Source organism: Vibrio metschnikovii CIP 69.14, from assembly GCF_000176155.1.
In the GTDB taxonomy this organism is placed as follows: domain Bacteria; phylum Pseudomonadota; class Gammaproteobacteria; order Enterobacterales; family Vibrionaceae; genus Vibrio; species Vibrio metschnikovii.
The window spans coordinates 171,935-189,661 of record NZ_ACZO01000007.1; the positions used below are offsets into that span (position 1 = coordinate 171,935).

General features: G+C 43.9%; 17 protein-coding genes. 8 read left to right on the forward strand and 9 right to left on the reverse strand.

The genetic code is table 11. The annotated features are described in order from the left end of the window. Window positions 1-75: 75 nt before the first annotated feature. The 6 genes from VIB_RS12555 to VIB_RS12580 all read right to left on the reverse strand — a co-directional run bounded on the left by VIB_RS12555 (window position 76) and on the right by VIB_RS12580 (window position 7,516). A complete protein-coding gene (locus VIB_RS12555) occupies window positions 76-1,128 on the reverse strand; it encodes a UDP-glucose--hexose-1-phosphate uridylyltransferase (RefSeq protein WP_004396567.1) in 1,053 nt (350 codons plus the stop codon). An 86-nt stretch (window positions 1,129-1,214) separates the two neighbouring features. After that, window positions 1,215-2,228: a UDP-glucose 4-epimerase GalE gene (gene galE / locus VIB_RS12560; RefSeq protein ID WP_004396569.1), complete on the reverse strand. Its 1,014-nt coding sequence runs from the start codon at window positions 2,226-2,228 to the stop codon at window positions 1,215-1,217. 253 nt (window positions 2,229-2,481) lie between these two features. After that, window positions 2,482-4,041 carry an AbgT family transporter gene (locus tag VIB_RS12565; protein ID WP_004396572.1) on the reverse strand — a complete coding sequence of 520 codons (1,560 nt, stop codon included), beginning with the start codon at window positions 4,039-4,041 and terminating at the stop codon, window positions 2,482-2,484. A gap of 594 nt (window positions 4,042-4,635) precedes the next feature. After that, window positions 4,636-4,995, reverse strand: coding sequence for a hypothetical protein (locus VIB_RS12570; RefSeq protein ID WP_050782746.1), 360 nt, complete (start codon window positions 4,993-4,995; stop codon window positions 4,636-4,638). Beyond that, entirely contained in the window at window positions 4,992-6,251 is a 1,260-nt protein-coding gene (locus tag VIB_RS12575) for a S1 family peptidase (RefSeq protein WP_004396576.1), read from the reverse strand. The genes VIB_RS12570 and VIB_RS12575 overlap by 4 nt, the downstream gene beginning before the upstream one ends. A 125-nt stretch (window positions 6,252-6,376) precedes the next feature. Beyond that, a complete protein-coding gene (locus tag VIB_RS12580; protein WP_004396577.1) occupies window positions 6,377-7,516 on the reverse strand; it encodes an ISAs1 family transposase in 1,140 nt (379 codons plus the stop codon). A 318-nt stretch (window positions 7,517-7,834) separates the two neighbouring features. Here VIB_RS12580 and ahpC point away from each other — a divergent pair, with 318 nt between their 5' ends. From ahpC to glpD, 4 genes are all read left to right on the forward strand, one after another. Continuing rightward, a complete protein-coding gene (gene ahpC / locus VIB_RS12585; protein ID WP_004396579.1) occupies window positions 7,835-8,392 on the forward strand; it encodes an alkyl hydroperoxide reductase subunit C in 558 nt (185 codons plus the stop codon). 179 nt (window positions 8,393-8,571) lie between these two features. Further along, window positions 8,572-10,140: an alkyl hydroperoxide reductase subunit F gene (gene ahpF / locus VIB_RS12590; protein WP_004396581.1), complete on the forward strand. Its 1,569-nt coding sequence runs from the start codon at window positions 8,572-8,574 to the stop codon at window positions 10,138-10,140. A 273-nt stretch (window positions 10,141-10,413) separates the two neighbouring features. After that, entirely contained in the window at window positions 10,414-10,851 is a 438-nt protein-coding gene (locus tag VIB_RS12595; protein ID WP_004396583.1) for a DUF3069 domain-containing protein, read from the forward strand. A 360-nt stretch (window positions 10,852-11,211) separates the two neighbouring features. Continuing rightward, window positions 11,212-12,756 carry a glycerol-3-phosphate dehydrogenase gene (gene glpD / locus VIB_RS12600; protein WP_004396585.1) on the forward strand — a complete coding sequence of 515 codons (1,545 nt, stop codon included), beginning with the start codon at window positions 11,212-11,214 and terminating at the stop codon, window positions 12,754-12,756. Window positions 12,757-12,827: 71 nt separating this feature from the next. On the opposite strand, the gene VIB_RS12605 is transcribed toward glpD, so the two are convergent. The 3 genes from VIB_RS12605 to VIB_RS12615 form a co-directional block, all read right to left on the reverse strand. Next, window positions 12,828-13,874: an AbrB family transcriptional regulator gene (locus VIB_RS12605; protein ID WP_004396587.1), complete on the reverse strand. Its 1,047-nt coding sequence runs from the start codon at window positions 13,872-13,874 to the stop codon at window positions 12,828-12,830. Window positions 13,875-13,906: 32 nt separating this feature from the next. Then, window positions 13,907-14,260: a GlpM family protein gene (locus VIB_RS12610; protein WP_040905067.1), complete on the reverse strand. Its 354-nt coding sequence runs from the start codon at window positions 14,258-14,260 to the stop codon at window positions 13,907-13,909. A gap of 90 nt (window positions 14,261-14,350) precedes the next feature. After that, complete coding sequence (locus VIB_RS12615; protein WP_004396588.1) at window positions 14,351-14,758, reverse strand: VOC family protein; 408 nt, start codon at window positions 14,756-14,758, stop codon at window positions 14,351-14,353. 105 nt (window positions 14,759-14,863) lie between these two features. Here VIB_RS12615 and VIB_RS12620 point away from each other — a divergent pair, with 105 nt between their 5' ends. From VIB_RS12620 to VIB_RS12635, 4 genes are all read left to right on the forward strand, one after another. Then, window positions 14,864-15,556 carry a tRNA (adenine(22)-N(1))-methyltransferase gene (locus VIB_RS12620; RefSeq protein ID WP_004396590.1) on the forward strand — a complete coding sequence of 231 codons (693 nt, stop codon included), beginning with the start codon at window positions 14,864-14,866 and terminating at the stop codon, window positions 15,554-15,556. 193 nt (window positions 15,557-15,749) lie between these two features. Then, window positions 15,750-16,223 carry a peroxiredoxin gene (locus VIB_RS12625; RefSeq protein ID WP_004396592.1) on the forward strand — a complete coding sequence of 158 codons (474 nt, stop codon included), beginning with the start codon at window positions 15,750-15,752 and terminating at the stop codon, window positions 16,221-16,223. Between the two features lie 180 nt (window positions 16,224-16,403). Beyond that, on the forward strand, window positions 16,404-17,147 hold the full coding sequence (locus tag VIB_RS12630) for a hypothetical protein (RefSeq protein ID WP_004396595.1): 744 nt from the start codon (window positions 16,404-16,406) through the stop codon (window positions 17,145-17,147). Further along, window positions 17,068-17,727: a hypothetical protein gene (locus VIB_RS12635; RefSeq protein ID WP_040905069.1), complete on the forward strand. Its 660-nt coding sequence runs from the start codon at window positions 17,068-17,070 to the stop codon at window positions 17,725-17,727. The genes VIB_RS12630 and VIB_RS12635 overlap by 80 nt, the downstream gene beginning before the upstream one ends.

A 17,727-nucleotide genomic window follows, 5' to 3' on the forward strand; every position in this document is an offset into this window, starting at 1 on the left:
CTCTAATCGCAGCGCAAATCTCAAGCCACGATTATCACATCTCTTAAATAGGTAGAGCTTCAACAATAATCAAAATTATTGTTCTTTATAGTGCACATCACTGACATCGCGTAGTCGCTGCGCGGCTTGCTCAGCGGTTAAATCACGCTGGCTTTCTGCTAGCATTTCATAACCGACCATAAATTTACGAATGGTAGCACTGCGCAACAATGGAGGATAAAACAGCGCATGCAATTGCCAATGTTCGATGTTGGTGCTCGGTTCAAAAAACGGCGCGTAGTGCCAACCCATTGAATAAGGGAAAGAGCATTGGAAAAGATTATCGTAACGACTGGTGAGTTTTTTGATGGCAACAGCAAGATCATCACGTTGTTCATCACTGAGTTCACTCATACGACGAATATGCTCTTTCGGTAGCAACATCGTTTCGAATGGCCATGCTGCCCAATAAGGTACTACTGCAAGCCAGTGTTCCGTTTCAACGACGGTTCGCGAACCATCTGCTCGTTCAGCCAGTGCGTAGTCGACTAACAAGTTAGTACCATGTTCTTGGTAGTACGTCTTGAGATGATGCTCTTTACGCTCGATTTCATTGGGTAAAAAACTGTTCGCCCAAATTTGACCATGTGGGTGCGGCTGAGAGCAGCCCATTGTCTCGCCTTTATTTTCAAACACTTGAACCCATACGTACTCTTTACCCAAGGTTTCGATTTGTTCGTTCCATGTGTCAATTACGTTGCGAATTTTATTAACGGGTAGCTCTGGCAGCGTTTTGCTATGGTCAGGAGAGAAGCAAATCACTCGACTTAAACCACGAACGCCTTGCGTTTTGAACAGTGGATTGTCCGACTCTGGCGCATCTGGAGAACCCACCATCAATGCAGCAAAGTCGTTACTGAATACGTATGTGTCCTTGTAATCTGGATTGATATCGCCCGAGATACGCTCGTTAGTCGGACAAAGAAAACATTTGTCATCATAATTTGGCAACTCATCAAGCGCTGGCTTTTCGTCAGCGCCACTCCAAGGACGTTTTGCGCGATGAGGGGAAACCAAAATCCATTGCCCCGTCAGCGGGTTATAACGGCGATGAGGATGATCCACGGGATTAAATTTAATATTTGACATCTGACTTACTCAACTTTTAAAGATTCTTCAAATTGAGCTTCCCAACAGCGTGAGAAGCACAGTAAACAGCAATGTGTTCAATTATGCTAAGAATAGCCATTCGGATTTTTAACTTGCCAGTGCCACGTATCCGCCGTCATTTCAGCTACGTTACGCGTCGCTTTCCAGCCCAATTCACGCGCTGCTTTCTCTGTACTCGCCCAGCACTGAGCAATATCACCCGGACGACGTGGGCATGTTTGATAAGGGATTGGTTTGCCGCAAGCCTCACTGAAAGCGTCAACCATCTCAAGTACGCTAGAACCTTTACCCGTACCTAAGTTGTAAATGTGCAACCCCGATTTCTCTCCCACAGACTGAAGTGCCGCAAGATGTCCATCGGCCAAATCCATCACATGAATGTAGTCACGCACACCTGTACCGTCTGGTGTTGGGTAGTCGTTACCAAATAGAGAGAGTTTTTCTCTTCGACCTACCGCGACTTGTGCAATAAACGGCATCAAATTATTGGGAATACCTTGCGGATCCTCCCCCATCAGGCCCGATGGATGTGCGCCGACCGGATTGAAATAACGCAGCAAGGTAATACTCCAGTCGTTTTCAGCGTGGAACAGATCACTTAGGCACTGCTCCACCATGTATTTGCTACGACCATATGGATTCGTTGTTGATCCTGTTGGAGAATCTTCAGTGATAGGTACAATGTCTGGATCACCATACACTGTCGCCGACGAACTGAAGACGAGACTTTTCACTCCGGCTTTACGCATACTGCGCGTCAAGACCAATGAACCATTGACGTTATTATCATAATACTCAAGTGGTTTTGCCACCGATTCACCAACTGCTTTGAGGCCCGCAAAGTGAATCACAGCTTGGATATCATGCTGCGTGAAGACCGAATCTAAAAATGCCTCATCACGTACATCACCATGATAAAAGATAGGTTTCTTTCCTGTTAACGCATCAATTCGGTTTAACACTTCCACTTTTGCATTACATAGGTTATCGATGATAATCGGTTCAAGGCCCGCCTCAATCATCTGAACACAAGTATGGCTGCCAATGTAGCCCATCCCACCAGTAATCAAAACACTCATAAACCCTCTTACTCTTCAACGTTGCCTCAATGACATTCAGTCTATCAGTAGAGAGATCTATTTTTCTGTGATAAAAACCTCAAAGTGGTAACGTTTACACAAGATCATTCAAATGAAATAAAATAAACATTTAAATCTTAAATTTTAAAGGCCAAAAACAGTGGTAACGATAACAATAAAAAGTCAAAAACCAAGACAGAGAGGCAAAAAAAGCCCGATAGTCAATCGGGCTTTTTATTAGAATAACATCACTTTAGAAACCTAACGGTAATCCAAGTGTGAAGAAACCAATCAGTAATACTGTCCAAGAAACTAAGAAGGCAACAGAATAAGGGATCATCATCGCAATCACATCACCAAACGATAGCTCCGGTTTGTACTTACGCATAAAGGCTAAAATAACCCCAGCATAGCTCATCATCGGCGTAATGATATTGGTTGATGAATCCGCAACACGATAAGCAGCAGCCACTAAATCTGGCGTCATATTCGGGTTTACTTGATAGAGCATTGGCACAAAAATAGGGCCTAATAGCATCCATTTCGAAGTTAGACCACCCACAAAGAGGTTAATCACCGCAGTGGTCAGCAAGAAACCAACAATCAATAAGATCGGGAATTTTTGCAGCCCAAGAGATTGCAAGAAAGTCGCACCAAGATAGGTAATATAAGTGCCAAGACCGGAATAGCTAAGTAAAGCCAAGAAGTTATAGCAGAAAAAGGTCAAGACTAAGATATAGCCCATGGTGTTCATCTGCTTAACCATCGCTTGTACAACGTCTTGCACTTTCTTGAATTTACCGCTCGCGACACCAAAAAACACACCAATAATGGTAAAAACTAAGGCAATCAATAAAATGACATTATTCAGGTACGGCGTAACTTCACGACCAGAGGCATCAGTATAGGTTGCTAATGGGCCAACAATCAGTCCCCACACCATTAACAGCGCAAGAACTAAACCCACTCCTGCAGCGCGTAATCCCTTTTGCTCTTTCTCAGTAACTTTAAAGTCATCTAAATTCAAATCTTCAGGAAGCTGATAACTCATCTTCTCTAAGCGTGGAGTAACGAAACGTTTCGTCACCCAAGCACCAACAGCGGCAAGCAAAATGGTGGAAACAAAAATAAAATAATAGTGCATTGTTGCAGGATTAAGCGCCTCTCCCGCCGCATTCACAAACGGCACACCTTGTGCTTCAGCAAAGACTCGGGCATTAACGCCGATGATCACGTCTGAAGGCGTAGCTGGGATCAAGTTGGCACTAAAGCCGGCAGAAACACCCGCAAATGCCGCACTCATACCAATTAGTGGGTTTTTACCTAAACCAGCGTAAAGCATACCAGCTAAAGGAATTAAGACTAAATAACCAGCATCACTGGCGATCGAGCTCATAATCCCTAAAAAGACCAGTAGCAAAGGTAACCAACGATCACTGATTTTAGTGCCTACTCGTTTGATTACGGTGCTCAATAAACCGGAATGCTCGGCAATGCCGACACCAATCATGACGATCAAAATGACGCCCAGTACACCGCCACCAAAGGCTAGCCAGTTTTGCAGTAACGCATTATCAAATACCCAACGCACGTGCTCGGTTGCCAGCATGTTTTTAATGCTGTGCGTGGTGCTCGCGCCATCCGCCCCCGTGGTTACAAACTGCACACCGCTCATCACCCCAGTGAGGAGTAAGCAGACAGCAAATAGCACCATAAATATCACAATAGGGTCTGGGATTTTCTGTCCCGCAAGGGCAATAAAACGCAGTACACCACGGCCTTGCGTTGATTCCTTATCCGCGATTTCACTCATTGATTTCTCTATCCTTATGTCATCCATTAATCATTGCCATGCTCAAACTACTTAGCGAAACACTCTATATCGACCTCAATCATCACTATATATGAGGAAAAATAGCCATGGTTTACGCTCCCATCACAGTAAGTAGAAAGAGAGTAAGCTGAGTTATTGCGATGAGCTGAGTGGCTATCTCAATAGACAAATGGTGGCTATTGTCCATCAGCTCAGCATATATCACCAAGTCAATTGCATTCAGCTTGGTAATGCTGCCGCAGAGTAAATCAAAAGTTAATGGGACATTTCAAGTATTATCGACCAATAAAGGGTAGAAAAGCTTAAAAATTAGCACTGATATCATTATTTGTTGAAGAATCAGATAAAAAGAAAGGAGAAAGAGTCAGTATCGGGATTAACTTTTGTACCGAATGATCCTCTTCAATAGTGGCTCGATTAACGTTGAATCGTCTAGTTAACGATTTAGAGTGTTCTGAATGGCAGCCACTATCGCTCGTCGATGACCTAATGCGTGACGACTAAAAACGGCGCAGCCATAACTAGGCACTGCGCCGCTGGTTTATCTCACAAACCATAAACACGTTGTGATTATTAACCTTTACTATCTGCCTGCCCTTGGGGGTTGGTCACAGAAAGGGTTTTACCTTGGAGCTCTTTAGGTAAAGCAAGCGTGAACGATTCCCACATCGGCATACGGCGGCACATATCTTGTTTAACGCGTATCACTGATACCGTTGCTGCTTGTCGATGAATTGAATCGATTTGTAGCGCAAAATGATCTGCTTGACTGCATCCATTACCTAGCGCTTCAAAGGCGATATGATTGGGGTTGACTTGATAACTCAGTAGAGGAATTTTATCTCCAACCACAGGGTCAGTTGCTGCACTCTCAGCGCCGCTACAAGCGCTCAATATGAATACTAATAATGTACTGAATACGACTCTTATCACAATCTTACTCCTTTACGAAAACGGAACCAGCCGAGTAAGCCTAACCCAAATAAAGACCAACCGATACTGCCGCCTGAGCCGGAAGAAGAAGGCAAGGCTGGTTTATCACGTTCAAACACCAAGAAAAGCGATAATTCATCATTCAAGCGGTCAGTCTTCACTACTAACTGTTGTACCTCGCGAATATCATCCGGTTGAGTAAACAGTTTTTTGGAGGCTGATGTGACACGGATACTACAGCTATCAGAAGGAGCCAAAGGCGCATCAATACAAGTATTGGTTGTTATGGTGAGTTTGGAATCAGGCTCAAGTTCTATGTCAAGAATAGATAATGCCGTATCAGAGGTATTCTCTATGACAAACTCTTCTTCTACGGTTGGTTGAGTGACTTTACGATAAGTATATTGGGTATAACTGATACCCGATTCTTTTATCTCAGCGATCCAATCTTGAAAATAAGCAACATTAGCATAAACCCCATAGGCGTTTGGCTGAGCACAGCCGTCTCCCCAACTCACCACACCAACCTGCTCTGTGACGCCATTAAGGATTCTCACTAATGGCCCACCACTGTCACCTTGGCAAGAATCTTTACCGCCCTCACTAAATCCAGCACAAATGGCATCATCACCAATATCGCTATAATCACCACCAAGATTTTGGCAAGTTGCTCTCAGTACATAAGGCACATCGACCTGGTTAAGTATCCACGGATAATTAGGTTTCGTATTGCGATCAGGCACAGTATTGCCCCAGCCCATGACTGTTAAAGTTTGCCCTTCCGACAGATCTCCTTCAGTTGTTTTTAGTGCTACTGCGTCAGCATTAGGTTTCGACCTTAACTCAATCAAAGCAATATCATTGCTGTAATTACCAGGCTCAGCATAACTTTCATTCACATAAACTGCTTTAATCTCGGCACGTTCACCTTCATTTTCATCTTCGCCAATCGTTTTGAGCAAATTATGCACACCAATATGCACATGGAAATCGTTAAAGTTGATTCTCTCCACACAGTGGGCTGCGGTCAACACCCACCCATCACCTAAGTAACTCGCCCCACAAAATTGTCCTTGATAGCTATTGCTCGCTTGGCTTCTTATCAACGCAGTCATAAAAGGCCATTGATCTTTTTGTGCTTCATCTCCGTCAATAATACGAGTTGAGAAACTGGTTTGCCCTTCTGTCGATTCTGTTGCCACTACTGGTCCAGCAACCAATCCACCGACCAATAAAAGACCTATTGTGTTACGCATAAATAATCCTTACCTCTCATCCTTATGATATGCATCCAGTGTAATTTTAGTGACTGATAAATACAGCAACTTTTTGTATTGGTTTGTATTTTTCAAACATATCTGGATAACATAGCACGGAAAAATCATGAGCATTCCCGTAAATAAAGGCTTCCCAAAACCTTCAAAAGATACTCTGGATCCATCGCGCACATCGCTCGTTTGTGTTTAATGCTCGCTTTCAGCGTCGTTTCACTTTTTAGCATGTTTAAGCACATCTGTCTGATCCTTGCGAAATTCTCTGCTCGTGCTTCCGCTCGTTTACGGCAAGCATCTTCACCAAATTCTGTATCCAACATCCAATGCATCGACTCAACTAACCAGTGCGAGCGCGAAGCATTTAACAATTCTTTAGCACTGAGCGCTTTCGAACTAATATAATATCGAACCGTTACATCCGATTCTTGAGCCACTGCTGATTCTTGACGAATAGATACCACAATTCCCATCGTTTTAAGCCCCGGCCAATCAAATTCAAGATCACCCAAAACACTTAAATCTTCGTTCACTAAGGCTAATCGTGTTTCTTTTCGGCCTCGCGATGTTTCTTGAGTACTGTAAGAATCACCGTCATGTTGTTGCAGCATGCCCATATTGAAATAATGATTAAAAGCTTGCTCAAGACGACCTTGGTTTCTTTTTACTGCCAGCAAGTAATCTGCGTTCTTTTCAAGGATTTTTCGTGCGATTTTCTTTTGGCAACCCATCGCATCAATGGTCACTAAACAACCTGATATATCAAGCACTTGAAGCAGATCAGGGATGGCGGTTATCTCATTAGATTTCTCGTAAACTTTATGCTGTCCCAGACACACGCCATTTTCTGTGGCAAACGCATTAACCATATGAATCGCACCAAGCCCACGAGAATCATCATAAGACCCTCGAACAGTTTTACCGTCTATCGCTATCACTTCACCGTCAGTGAGTTCACAGCACGATTTCATCCATTCGATAAAACACTTTTGTAAGCGTGTCGCATTAATCATGCCCATCACTCTAGCTATGGTCATAGCAGAAGGAACACCATGACTAAAATCACCAAAGCGTTTGAGGAAATCTAGCCACCTTGTGCCGTAAAGATGAATGGCTTTCCAATCATCCTGTCCGGAAAGTACTGCACAGATTGTTAACAAAATGATATCCGTTAACTTGTGTTCGACTTTACCTTGTTGACGGTAATCTGGGATGACATCGAAATGCATAAATGGGTGCTGGTTACTCATCGTTTTTGACCTCCATTTTGTCTATGAAGGTATTAGAAAACACTGAAAATGATCGTCAAATTGATCATCGGTTAATTGCTTGTTGTGTGATAGCGTTATCGATCGGAACAAGAAAACCGTGAACTTACTATGCCATAAACCCTTTAAACATGGGCATGTTCATGATTTTTCCCTGGATAACATAGCTTTCATTAAATAGCTTTCACCTATCAATAGGATAGACATAAGCAATTTTCCTTTATCAAGTCAAAGTGGGAATATACTTACCGAGCGCAACACATTGCGAAATCAAAAACTTACAGAAAAGGAAAGTAAAGAATGATTAACACTCAAATCAAACCATTTAGCGCAACTGCATACAAAAACGGTGAGTTCGTAGAAATCACAGAAAAAGACGTTCTCGGTAAATGGGCCGTGTTCTTCTTCTATCCAGCTGACTTCACGTTTGTTTGTCCAACCGAACTTGGTGACCTTGCTGATCACTATGAAGAGTTACAAAAACGCGGCGTTGAAGTGTTCTCAGTTTCTACTGACACTCACTTCACTCACAAAGCATGGCACGACAGTTCTGACACGATCGGTAAAATCAACTACTACATGGTCGGCGACCAAACTGGCAACATCACCAATAACTTCGGTGTGATGCGTGAAGGTCAAGGCCTAGCAGACCGCGCGACTTTCGTTATCGATCCAGAAGGTGTTATCCAAGCGATGGAAATCACCGCTGAAGGCATTGGCCGTGATGCACAAGACCTAATGCGTAAGATCAAGGCGGCTCAGTATGTAGCTTCTCACCCAGGTGAAGTGTGCCCTGCAAAATGGAAAGAAGGTGAAGAAACGCTAGCGCCATCTTTAGACCTTGTAGGCAAAATCTAATTCTAATTAACGCTGATAGCGAACCTGTGGTGTTAAACCACATCCGCAAGCACAGACGTTAATCGATTAAGAGCAGGCTGGGTGTTTTACTCTGACGACCTAAATGCCTGGCTTGCTCTCTCTTAAAAACATTCATCCAGAGTGGCCATTTTTTTCAACGTATTCGACAAGGTGTTTCTATGTTAGACCAAGCGATTAAACAACAATTAAAACAATATCTCAGTAATCTGAAACAAGACGTCCGTTTAGTGGTCAGCCTCGATGAAAGTAAAGCAGCGCAAGATATTCTAGCTCTGGCTAATGAAATTGCTGAACTCAGCCCATTAGTTTCGGTCGAGCGTGACGATAATGCCAGTGCGCGTAAACCTATTATGACGGTCAGTAACCCAGAGAAAGCAACCCAATTAAGTTTTGCTGGTGTGCCTATGGGCCATGAATTTACTTCTTTAGTTCTTGCCTTGCTTCACTCTGGCGGCCATCCAATGAAACTGGAGTCAGAAGTAATTGAGCAAATTGCCCAGTTAGACAAAAAATTAGACGTAGAGATTTTTATTTCACTGTCTTGCCAAAACTGCCCCGATGTCGTGCAGGCGTTCAATATGATGTCGGCAATTAATCCTGATATTCGCACCACGATGATCGATGGTGCTCTATTCCAAGATGAAGTCAAACAGCGCGACATTATGGCGGTACCAAGTGTGTTCGTGAATGGTGAGCTGTTTGGCCAAGGACGCATGAGCCTAACTGAAATACTGCATAAGTTAGACGATGGCGCCGCCGAAAAAGCAGCGGCCAGCCTCAATGAGAAAGCCCCTTACGACGTATTGGTGGTTGGCGGTGGTCCAGCTGGTGCAACAGCAGCGATTTACGCTGCTCGTAAAGGCATTCGCACCGGTATTGTTGCTCAGCGTCTTGGTGGTCAAGTAATGGATACCATGGCTATCGAAAACTTTATCTCGGTCAAACATACTGAAGGTCCGAAGCTTACTGCTAATTTGACTGAGCATTTAAAAGAGTACGGCGTTGATATTATTACTGAACAGCAAGCCGATAAATTAATGGGCGCAGAATTTACTGATGATGGACGTATTCATGTCGGTTTACAAAGCGGTGCTAGCCTTAAAAGCCGCAGTGTGATTTTGAGCCCCGGCGCTCGCTGGCGTGAAATGAACGTACCAGGAGAGCAAGAATATCGCAACAAAGGCGTGGCTTACTGCCCACACTGTGATGGTCCATTATTTAAAGGCAAAAGAACCGCAGTGATCGGTGGTGGTAACTCAGGTATTGAAGCGGCGATTGACTTAGCGGGTATCGTTGAGCATGTTACGGTACTAGAGTTCGCTGATACTTTGCGCGCTGACCAAGTATTAATCAACAAAGCTAACTCATTGCCAAACGTTGATATCATCACGATGGCGCAAACCACTGAAGTGATCGGTGACGGTACACGAGTGACCGGATTGAACTACAAAGATCGTCATACTGATGAAATTAAACACATTGAATTGTCGGGGATCTTTGTACAAATCGGTTTGGTACCGAACACTGAATGGCTGAAAGATTCAGCGGTTAACTTATCACCGCGTGGTGAAATTGAAATCGGTAGTCGTGGTGAAACCAGCCTTGAGGGTGTATTTGCTGCTGGTGATGCGACAACGGTCCCTTATAAACAAATCATCATTGCGATGGGCGAAGGAGCTAAAGCCAGCTTAGGCGCTTTTGATTACTTGATTCGCCAACAAAACTAATCTCGGCTTAATACAACCAATATGACTCTTACGACGCGGCTGACTCCTTTTCTAGGTCGCTGTCGTGAGAGTCTTTTTTTGATGATAAGTTAAAAAGGCATTCGGTTGTGAGCTGAGTTTTTAACGAAGAAGATCATCATCAACCACGGCCTCCTGTGGCTGATACTGATGAGACGAACAAAATCTCCGCGCTTAGCGCTTTATTGACACGTTTAGGTTGACATTTCAGTGTAACTTTTTAGCATGAGGTTTTTCCTTGATGAGAAATTTTTCATGTCAGACACGACTCAAACTGAAGCACCGATCGTTAATTTGGATACCGTATCCCCTGAACTGCGTCAGGTGATTGAATTTGACCAAGTACCCGAGCAAATGTACAACATGGTGGCTTCGATTCATGAAGTCTCAGAAGAGGTCGTTAGAGAAGCATGGAATAGCCTTCCTGCTAGTGCGCAAAACATTCTTGATAACTTTGAGCAGTTCCATGCACTGATCTCAGTAAGCCAAGCATTTGCCGGCGTCAATGTAATGGAAGAGTTTCCGACACTAAAATTACCTAAAGACATGAGTGAGCAAGACAAAGAAGAGTACCGCGCCGAATTGCTCGATCAAGTCTTACATAACTGTGTTAAAGACATGGTCAAACAAATCAAAAAAGCCCGTCGTGATCCTATTTTAAAACGTGATTTTAAAGACGTGTTTGTTAAATAGTTCAATAACCATTGATACCTAGCTCGCCGTTATCTAACCGTAATCGCGAGCTTTTTTATTTTCTAAACACTCACGTTATTTCGCTTCACCTATAGACCATCCCTAATAGCCTGTTGTCATCCCTCCTGGTTTCTTTTATTTCGTCGTTATCGACATACCCTATACTCATCTAATGAGCCGTTTCTCCTATCATTAATATAAATAAACGCGCAATAGAGCGTTCAATTACCAATAAAAACCTTCAAACGCGCATTAAATATGATCCATATCAAAAAATCACACGTAACAACTGCCAATCTTGACCATTTAATGGTTTCATACGAACATTAAAAGACAAAAACGAACACAAAGGCCATCAAAATGAAACAACAGCACAGTTCAACGCAATTTAACGAACACCAAGTGTTAGATATTATCGTGGTGGGTGGCGGCATTAATGGTGCCGGCATCGCCGCCGACGCCGCTGGGCGTGGTTTAAAAGTCGGGCTCTATGAAGCACAAGATTTTGCCAGCGCTACCTCGTCAGCCAGCTCAAAGCTAATCCACGGTGGCCTACGTTATCTCGAACATTATGAGTTTCGTTTAGTGAGTGAAGCATTAGCTGAACGCGAAGTCTTACTTAAAAAAGCACCGCACATTGTCACGCCGATGCGTTTTCGTCTTCCTCATCGCCCGTTTCTTCGCCCAGCATGGATGATTCGTGCGGGTCTATTCCTGTATGACAATTTAGGCAAACGCACTTCACTGCCGGGGAGTAAAAAAGTCGCCTTGCAGGCAGGCAGCGTAATGAAACCTGAAATGTCGGTCGGTTTTGAATATTCTGATTGTTGGGTAGACGACGCTCGATTGGTGATACTGAATGCGATGCAAGCTAAAGAGCTCGGCTCGGAAGTGATCAATTATTGCCGAGTAGAAAAAGCCACTCGTGAACATGATATCTGGTCTGTTACGCTCTTTGATGAGCGAACGCAAACCCGTTTTGTGCGTAAAAGCCATGCCTTAGTCAATGCTACCGGACCTTGGGTTAAGCAATTTTTAGATAACAATATCCAAATCGATTCGCCCTATGGCATTCGTCTTATCAAAGGCTCACACATCATTGTGCCAAAAATTCACGATGAGCCGCAGTCTTATATCTTGCAAAATGAAGATAAGCGTATCGTATTTGTTATCCCTTATTTGGGTAAGTATTCAATGATCGGCACCACAGACGTTGAGTATAAAGGCGATCCAAGACAAGTCACGATTTCAGCAGAAGAGCGTCAGTACCTGATTGATATCGTCAATAAGCATTTTACGAAAGAGATTGCTGTCAGTGATATCGTCTCTGAGTTTAGCGGTGTGCGTCCTTTGTGTGATGATGAATCAGACTCACCACAAGCGATTACTCGTGATTACACCTTATCTCTCGACCAACACGGTGATGAAGCTCCACTGCTGTCGATTTTTGGTGGTAAGCTCACCACCTATCGTAAATTGGCCGAATCAGCGATGAAGCAGCTTGCGCCCTTCTTCCCACAGATGAAACCAAGTTGGACAGCACAATCTGCTTTACCGGGGGGGGAAGCCTTTGCACGCAATAAGCTACTGGCCAAACTGCAACAACAGCTGCCATTTGTCAATCAAGCAATGTTAGAGCGCTGGGTCACTAACTATGGTACGCGCTGTAATACCATGCTTGATGGCGTGCAAAACCAAGCGGATTTAGGTATTCAATTTAGTGATGACTTGTATCAAATCGAAGTCGATTATTTGATTGAACATGAGTATGCACAGCAAACGGATGATATCTTCTGGCGTCGTACTAAATTAGGTATCGATCACGATGTGACCTGTGTTGAACAAGTAACACAATATTTAGCCGCTAAGGCAGAGGCAGACACTAGCCAACGGGCCGTTGGTTAAGCCCCTTCAATACAGACAACCATGATTGAACCACCGCCTTACGCGGTGGTTTTTTTATGCGATGAATTTATTTACTGTTCCGAAGGACGTAACTGCTCTAACTGCTTCTTAAACAGTGCTGGCATGGTGTATAAAAGCAGTAAGCGAATGGCATGATTGACCATCACAAAAGCGGGTTCTAAACCGAGTAGTAACGCCACCGCAGTCATCGCTTCAACACTGCCGGGCACCCAAGATAACAGTAACACTAACCAACTCATACCCAGTAGATGGGCAGCAATCCAAGATACGCCTACGGCAACCATTAAGCCAATCAGGGTAACTATCACCCCAGCTTTAGAATAAGAAGCAGCTTCACGCAATGTCGTTTCTGCCAAACGCACGCCAATTAACACTCCCAATAACGCGGTGGCAAATAGCACCAAATTGATCGGCACCGCAAAAGAAAATGTAGGGACGAAACTATTAAAGGCAGCAGCGATCAGTAATGAGGCCAACATATAGGGGGCGGGAATGCCCAGCTTTATCGAGAGTTTGCCACAAAGCATACTTAGGCCAACAATAGTCCCTAACATTAACCATTGTTCACTGCCCATCAACGGATGACTAACCGCGATACGGGTACCATTAAGGGAAATGACCCCCGCTAATAGGATTAAAATAATTAACCGAACTGAATGAGCATAAACCACTTTACTCGATGGCTTACTCCCCGACTCACTGATCACCAGTATCGCCGCCATCGCACCGGGAATGGCGCCCAATAATGCTTCAAACGGGTGCCAACCTTCCCGTTTATGTAGCCACCAAAAACCGCCGCCTGTCTGTAACAGTAGACAGACCATTAATCCAGCCACTACCGAGACATTCAGGGTTTGCCCTAACTCAATCAGCGAAATCGTCGCCCCAACACTGATCCCCAATATCACCTGCACAAACATCAACAGACTTTTTGGTAAATTCAATGTTATCTGCGCTTGCTTACGCAATAGCACCACCACGATAGCCGCGATAAATAACTCGCTTAACGGTAAGGAAAAAAAGCTTCCCACTAACATGGAGCACAAAGCAATTAGGGTAATCACCACTAGGTTAAAGCTTATTATTCGAGTGCACATACTGACTCCCACTTCACAGATAACACCGCCTATCACACGGCCATGCTTGGATGAAAACGGCTCCAGCTCACAATCAACACCCCAGCGAAAGCTAGCCAAATCAAAGTCGATAAACTCAATGTCCAAAGCAAAGAGAAGTGATAGCTAAAATAATAAATCGCTAATAGATAGGCGGCATAAGGAATCAAAGAATAGAGGCCGAATAAAGCCGTGATACGCAGATCAGCCATGGTGCGCTCAGAGCCAATAATATAATGCGCAATCAAAGCGAAAGTCGGAAACAGGGGCACTAAACCAGCAATAAAAAAACTTTTACTCTTCGAGAGAAGAGCAATAATCAACACCGCTACTGCGCCCAGTAAGCATTTCAAAAACAGAGCCAGCATGGCATTCCTCTCTCATTTCAACGCGTTGCTTACTATAACCAGTTGTTACAAGATGTAAAGATTAAGTTCTCAACCCGTGAAAATCGACAGTTACACTTGAAAAGCTTTTAACTCAATCACGTTGCCTTCTGGATCTTCAATATAAATCGAACGCCCAAAACCTTGTGCGCCATAACGAGTGTCAAAATCAGAATGCGGAATCTCGTGCTGATCAAGAAACGCTAATAAAGCCGCCTCTTCGAGTGGAGAGACTTGCAGGCAAATATGCTCAACATTTCGGCCATCTTGTTGTGGCGCTTTACCGCCTAATTTACCCAGCTCACTATCAACAGTAACGATATCAATTAAAGCTGAACCAGCTCGTAGCTGAATCAATCCCACTTCATCGGGTAAAGTGCGTTCTATCGGACAACCAAGCACGGTGCCATAAAAATAGAGCATCTTATCTAACTGAGTGGTGCGTAATACCACATGATCCAAACCATGGATGGTTAACATTATCTTCTCCTTATTACTATGTGTATTGGTTTTGCATCTAGAATTATGGTTCGCGAGTTAAGTTGAGTATAATCCGCCTCCTTATTTGACTAACCGTTATTGTCCATGAAGCTAAGCCAACGCCTACAACACATTGAGCAACTGATTACCCAGCCTTATGATCATATTTGGGATTGCTGTTGTGATCATGGTTGGTTGGGACAAGCGCTATTAACGCGCCAAGCGGCTAGCTGCATTCATTTTGTTGATATTGTCCCCGAGCTGATTGACGTATTACGCCAGCGCCTTTCTCGCCACTACCCTAATCAAACTCAGTGGAGCGCCGACTGCATGGATGTAGCAAGGTTGCCGCTTGATAAGCATCATGGTCGTCATTTAGTGATCATCGCGGGTGTCGGTGGTGATTTAACCGCGGAGTTGGTGAGCAAAATCATCACGGCTCATCCAAACCAATCGATCGATTTTATACTTTGTCCGGTTTATCATACCTATCGCTTAAGACAACAGTTACGTCAGTTGTCCTGCCAGCTGTATCATGAAAGCCTTGTCGAAGACAACCGCCGCTATTATGAAGTGCTGTATATCGCAGCCCCATCTTCTACTGATAATAACGCACCAACGATCAGTCTGGTGGGCGACTCACTCTGGCAAGTCAAGACCCTCGCCGAATATCAGCAAGCTCAAGGATATTTAACTAAGTTACTTAGCCATTATCAGCGTGTTGAAAAAAGTCACCCTGAAAAAGCCGCGCCAATTGTCCGTGCTTATCACTCCGTTTCAATCACGTTATCAGAATGAAATACCAGCCATAAACTGGGGAGCATCGATAACAAGTGGTAGCAACCATAATAACGCCATTAACTCATCATGATTTCCCTACAGTTTGTCGGTGGTTGGTCATCGTATTTAGAGTTACACTGGATGAGTAATCTCTTCCCTCAGGCGATTTGATTTTCAAACCGCAGGGACAACTCACGATTAAGGAACCAAGATGATCAAGCAAGGACAATCTTTACCTGCGGCAACACTCAGCCAACTGACCGCAGATGGTATGGTTAATCATAATGTTCAAGAATTGTTTGCGGGCAAAAAAGTGGTTTTATTTGCTGTTCCAGGTGCATTTACCCCAACCTGTTCAGAAGCCCACTTACCTGGTTACGTGGTTCATGCCGATACTTTCAAAGCGAAAGGCGTTGACCTGATTGCCTGTGTTGCGGTTAATGATGCATTTGTAATGAAAGCATGGGGCGAAGCGCAAAATGCCTCTGAACTGTTAATGCTTGCCGATGGTGATGCCAGTTTTACCAAAGCTCTGGGCCTTGAAATGGATACTGCTGGCTTTGGTGGCATTCGCTCACAACGCTATGCGATGATCATTGAAGATGGTGTGGTCACCACCCTCAATGTTGAAGAAGCGAAAACATTCGAAGCCAGTAAAGCAGAAACCTTACTTACGCTACTGTAATCAACGCCTAAGCCAACATTGATAATACTTATGGCCCCAAAACATCATGGGGCCAATTCATTTCTTTGGCGTATCGCTATTGTGCAAATGAATTTAATTACTCTCAAGCCTACAACTCCCTATACGACTGACATACAATAACGCTTCCTTTTAATATTACATAAAGTCGGAGCGAGATAAGTGAGCGCAAAATATACCCATCTAGCCTGGCAACTCAACTGTGCAAGCGCAGCGGAAAAACTGGTGTTATTAATGCTTGCCGATAGCACCGATGATATGGGCTATGTGACGGTTAACTTAGAACATATGGGCCCGCTCTGCTGCTTATCTACCTTTGGTTTGGCCGAATGTTTACGTTCTTTGTGTGAGCAGCAACGGCTTGAAAAAATCAAAGTAGACTATCGTCATGGTCATGAACTGCATATTTTCCAGATGCGAATCAGTGATCAAGAGCACCATCCTATAGCGATGAAATCACCTGCACCTGCACCTGCACCTGCACCTGCACCACAGGAAAACTTTCCTAATCTGCCAAAGCAAGCGTTACAATATCGCAATAACTCGTCTAATTTACTGCAAGGGAACGCGATTGCGACTCATGATTTGGATGAGAGTGAAATCCCTATGTGGGCAGAGCGGGCTTTTAAATTCTCTGGCATTAATAATGATCATCTATTAGTGTGGAAAAAATTTGTTCTCTGGCACAAATCCAAAGCCAGTGAGCTATTAACTGTCGCCCGATTAGAAAACAAACTCCAGTATTGGTTGACCAACGAGAAACTCAATGAAAGACAGCAAGCGAAAACCTCTGAACATTCAGGAAATCGAGAGCAAACTACGGGGAATGGGTATAAACCAAAGCTTAGCCCATCTGAGCGCTTCCGACAGCAGCTTATCCAAAAAGGAAAAAAGCCCACCTTCTGAGCCCATCGTGGCCGATAGTGTTCATCCTGAGGAGCCTTCCGACTGGTGCTTACATGTTTTTGGCTCGTTCTTGAGTGTTTATGAAACTCAATGGGAATATCAGTATGGCAGTTTGCCTACAGGGAAATTTGTTGATTTCGCTGAATCGATTGACCCTAATAGTCTCAACCGAGTACTTAAACATTGTCATGAACGTATTCAGTTGGGCAATAGCTGGCCACCACAAATGGGCGAGCTTTGGGTACTGCGTGATGCCCTTACTGCCGAAGAGCTACTGGATAGCCGGATCCGCGTACTCTCTCGCGAACCGGAGAATAACATTGAGAAATGGTTAGTTCAAAACAAGCTGTATGACTTAAAACGAGTGGCGGAAGCCAAGTTAGATCAACTGTTTAAGAAATATTATTTGGAAGCGAAAAGGCTTGAAGAAAAGGGGAAATTAGTCACTGAATTGCCTAATAATTTACTACCGTCCCATTCAGTGAAAAACGTTAATGATCTCAAACGGGAAGAGTATGAGCAACAACACGGGAAAACGCTCAACCCACGTATTCAACAGATCCTTAACAGCAAACGTTGA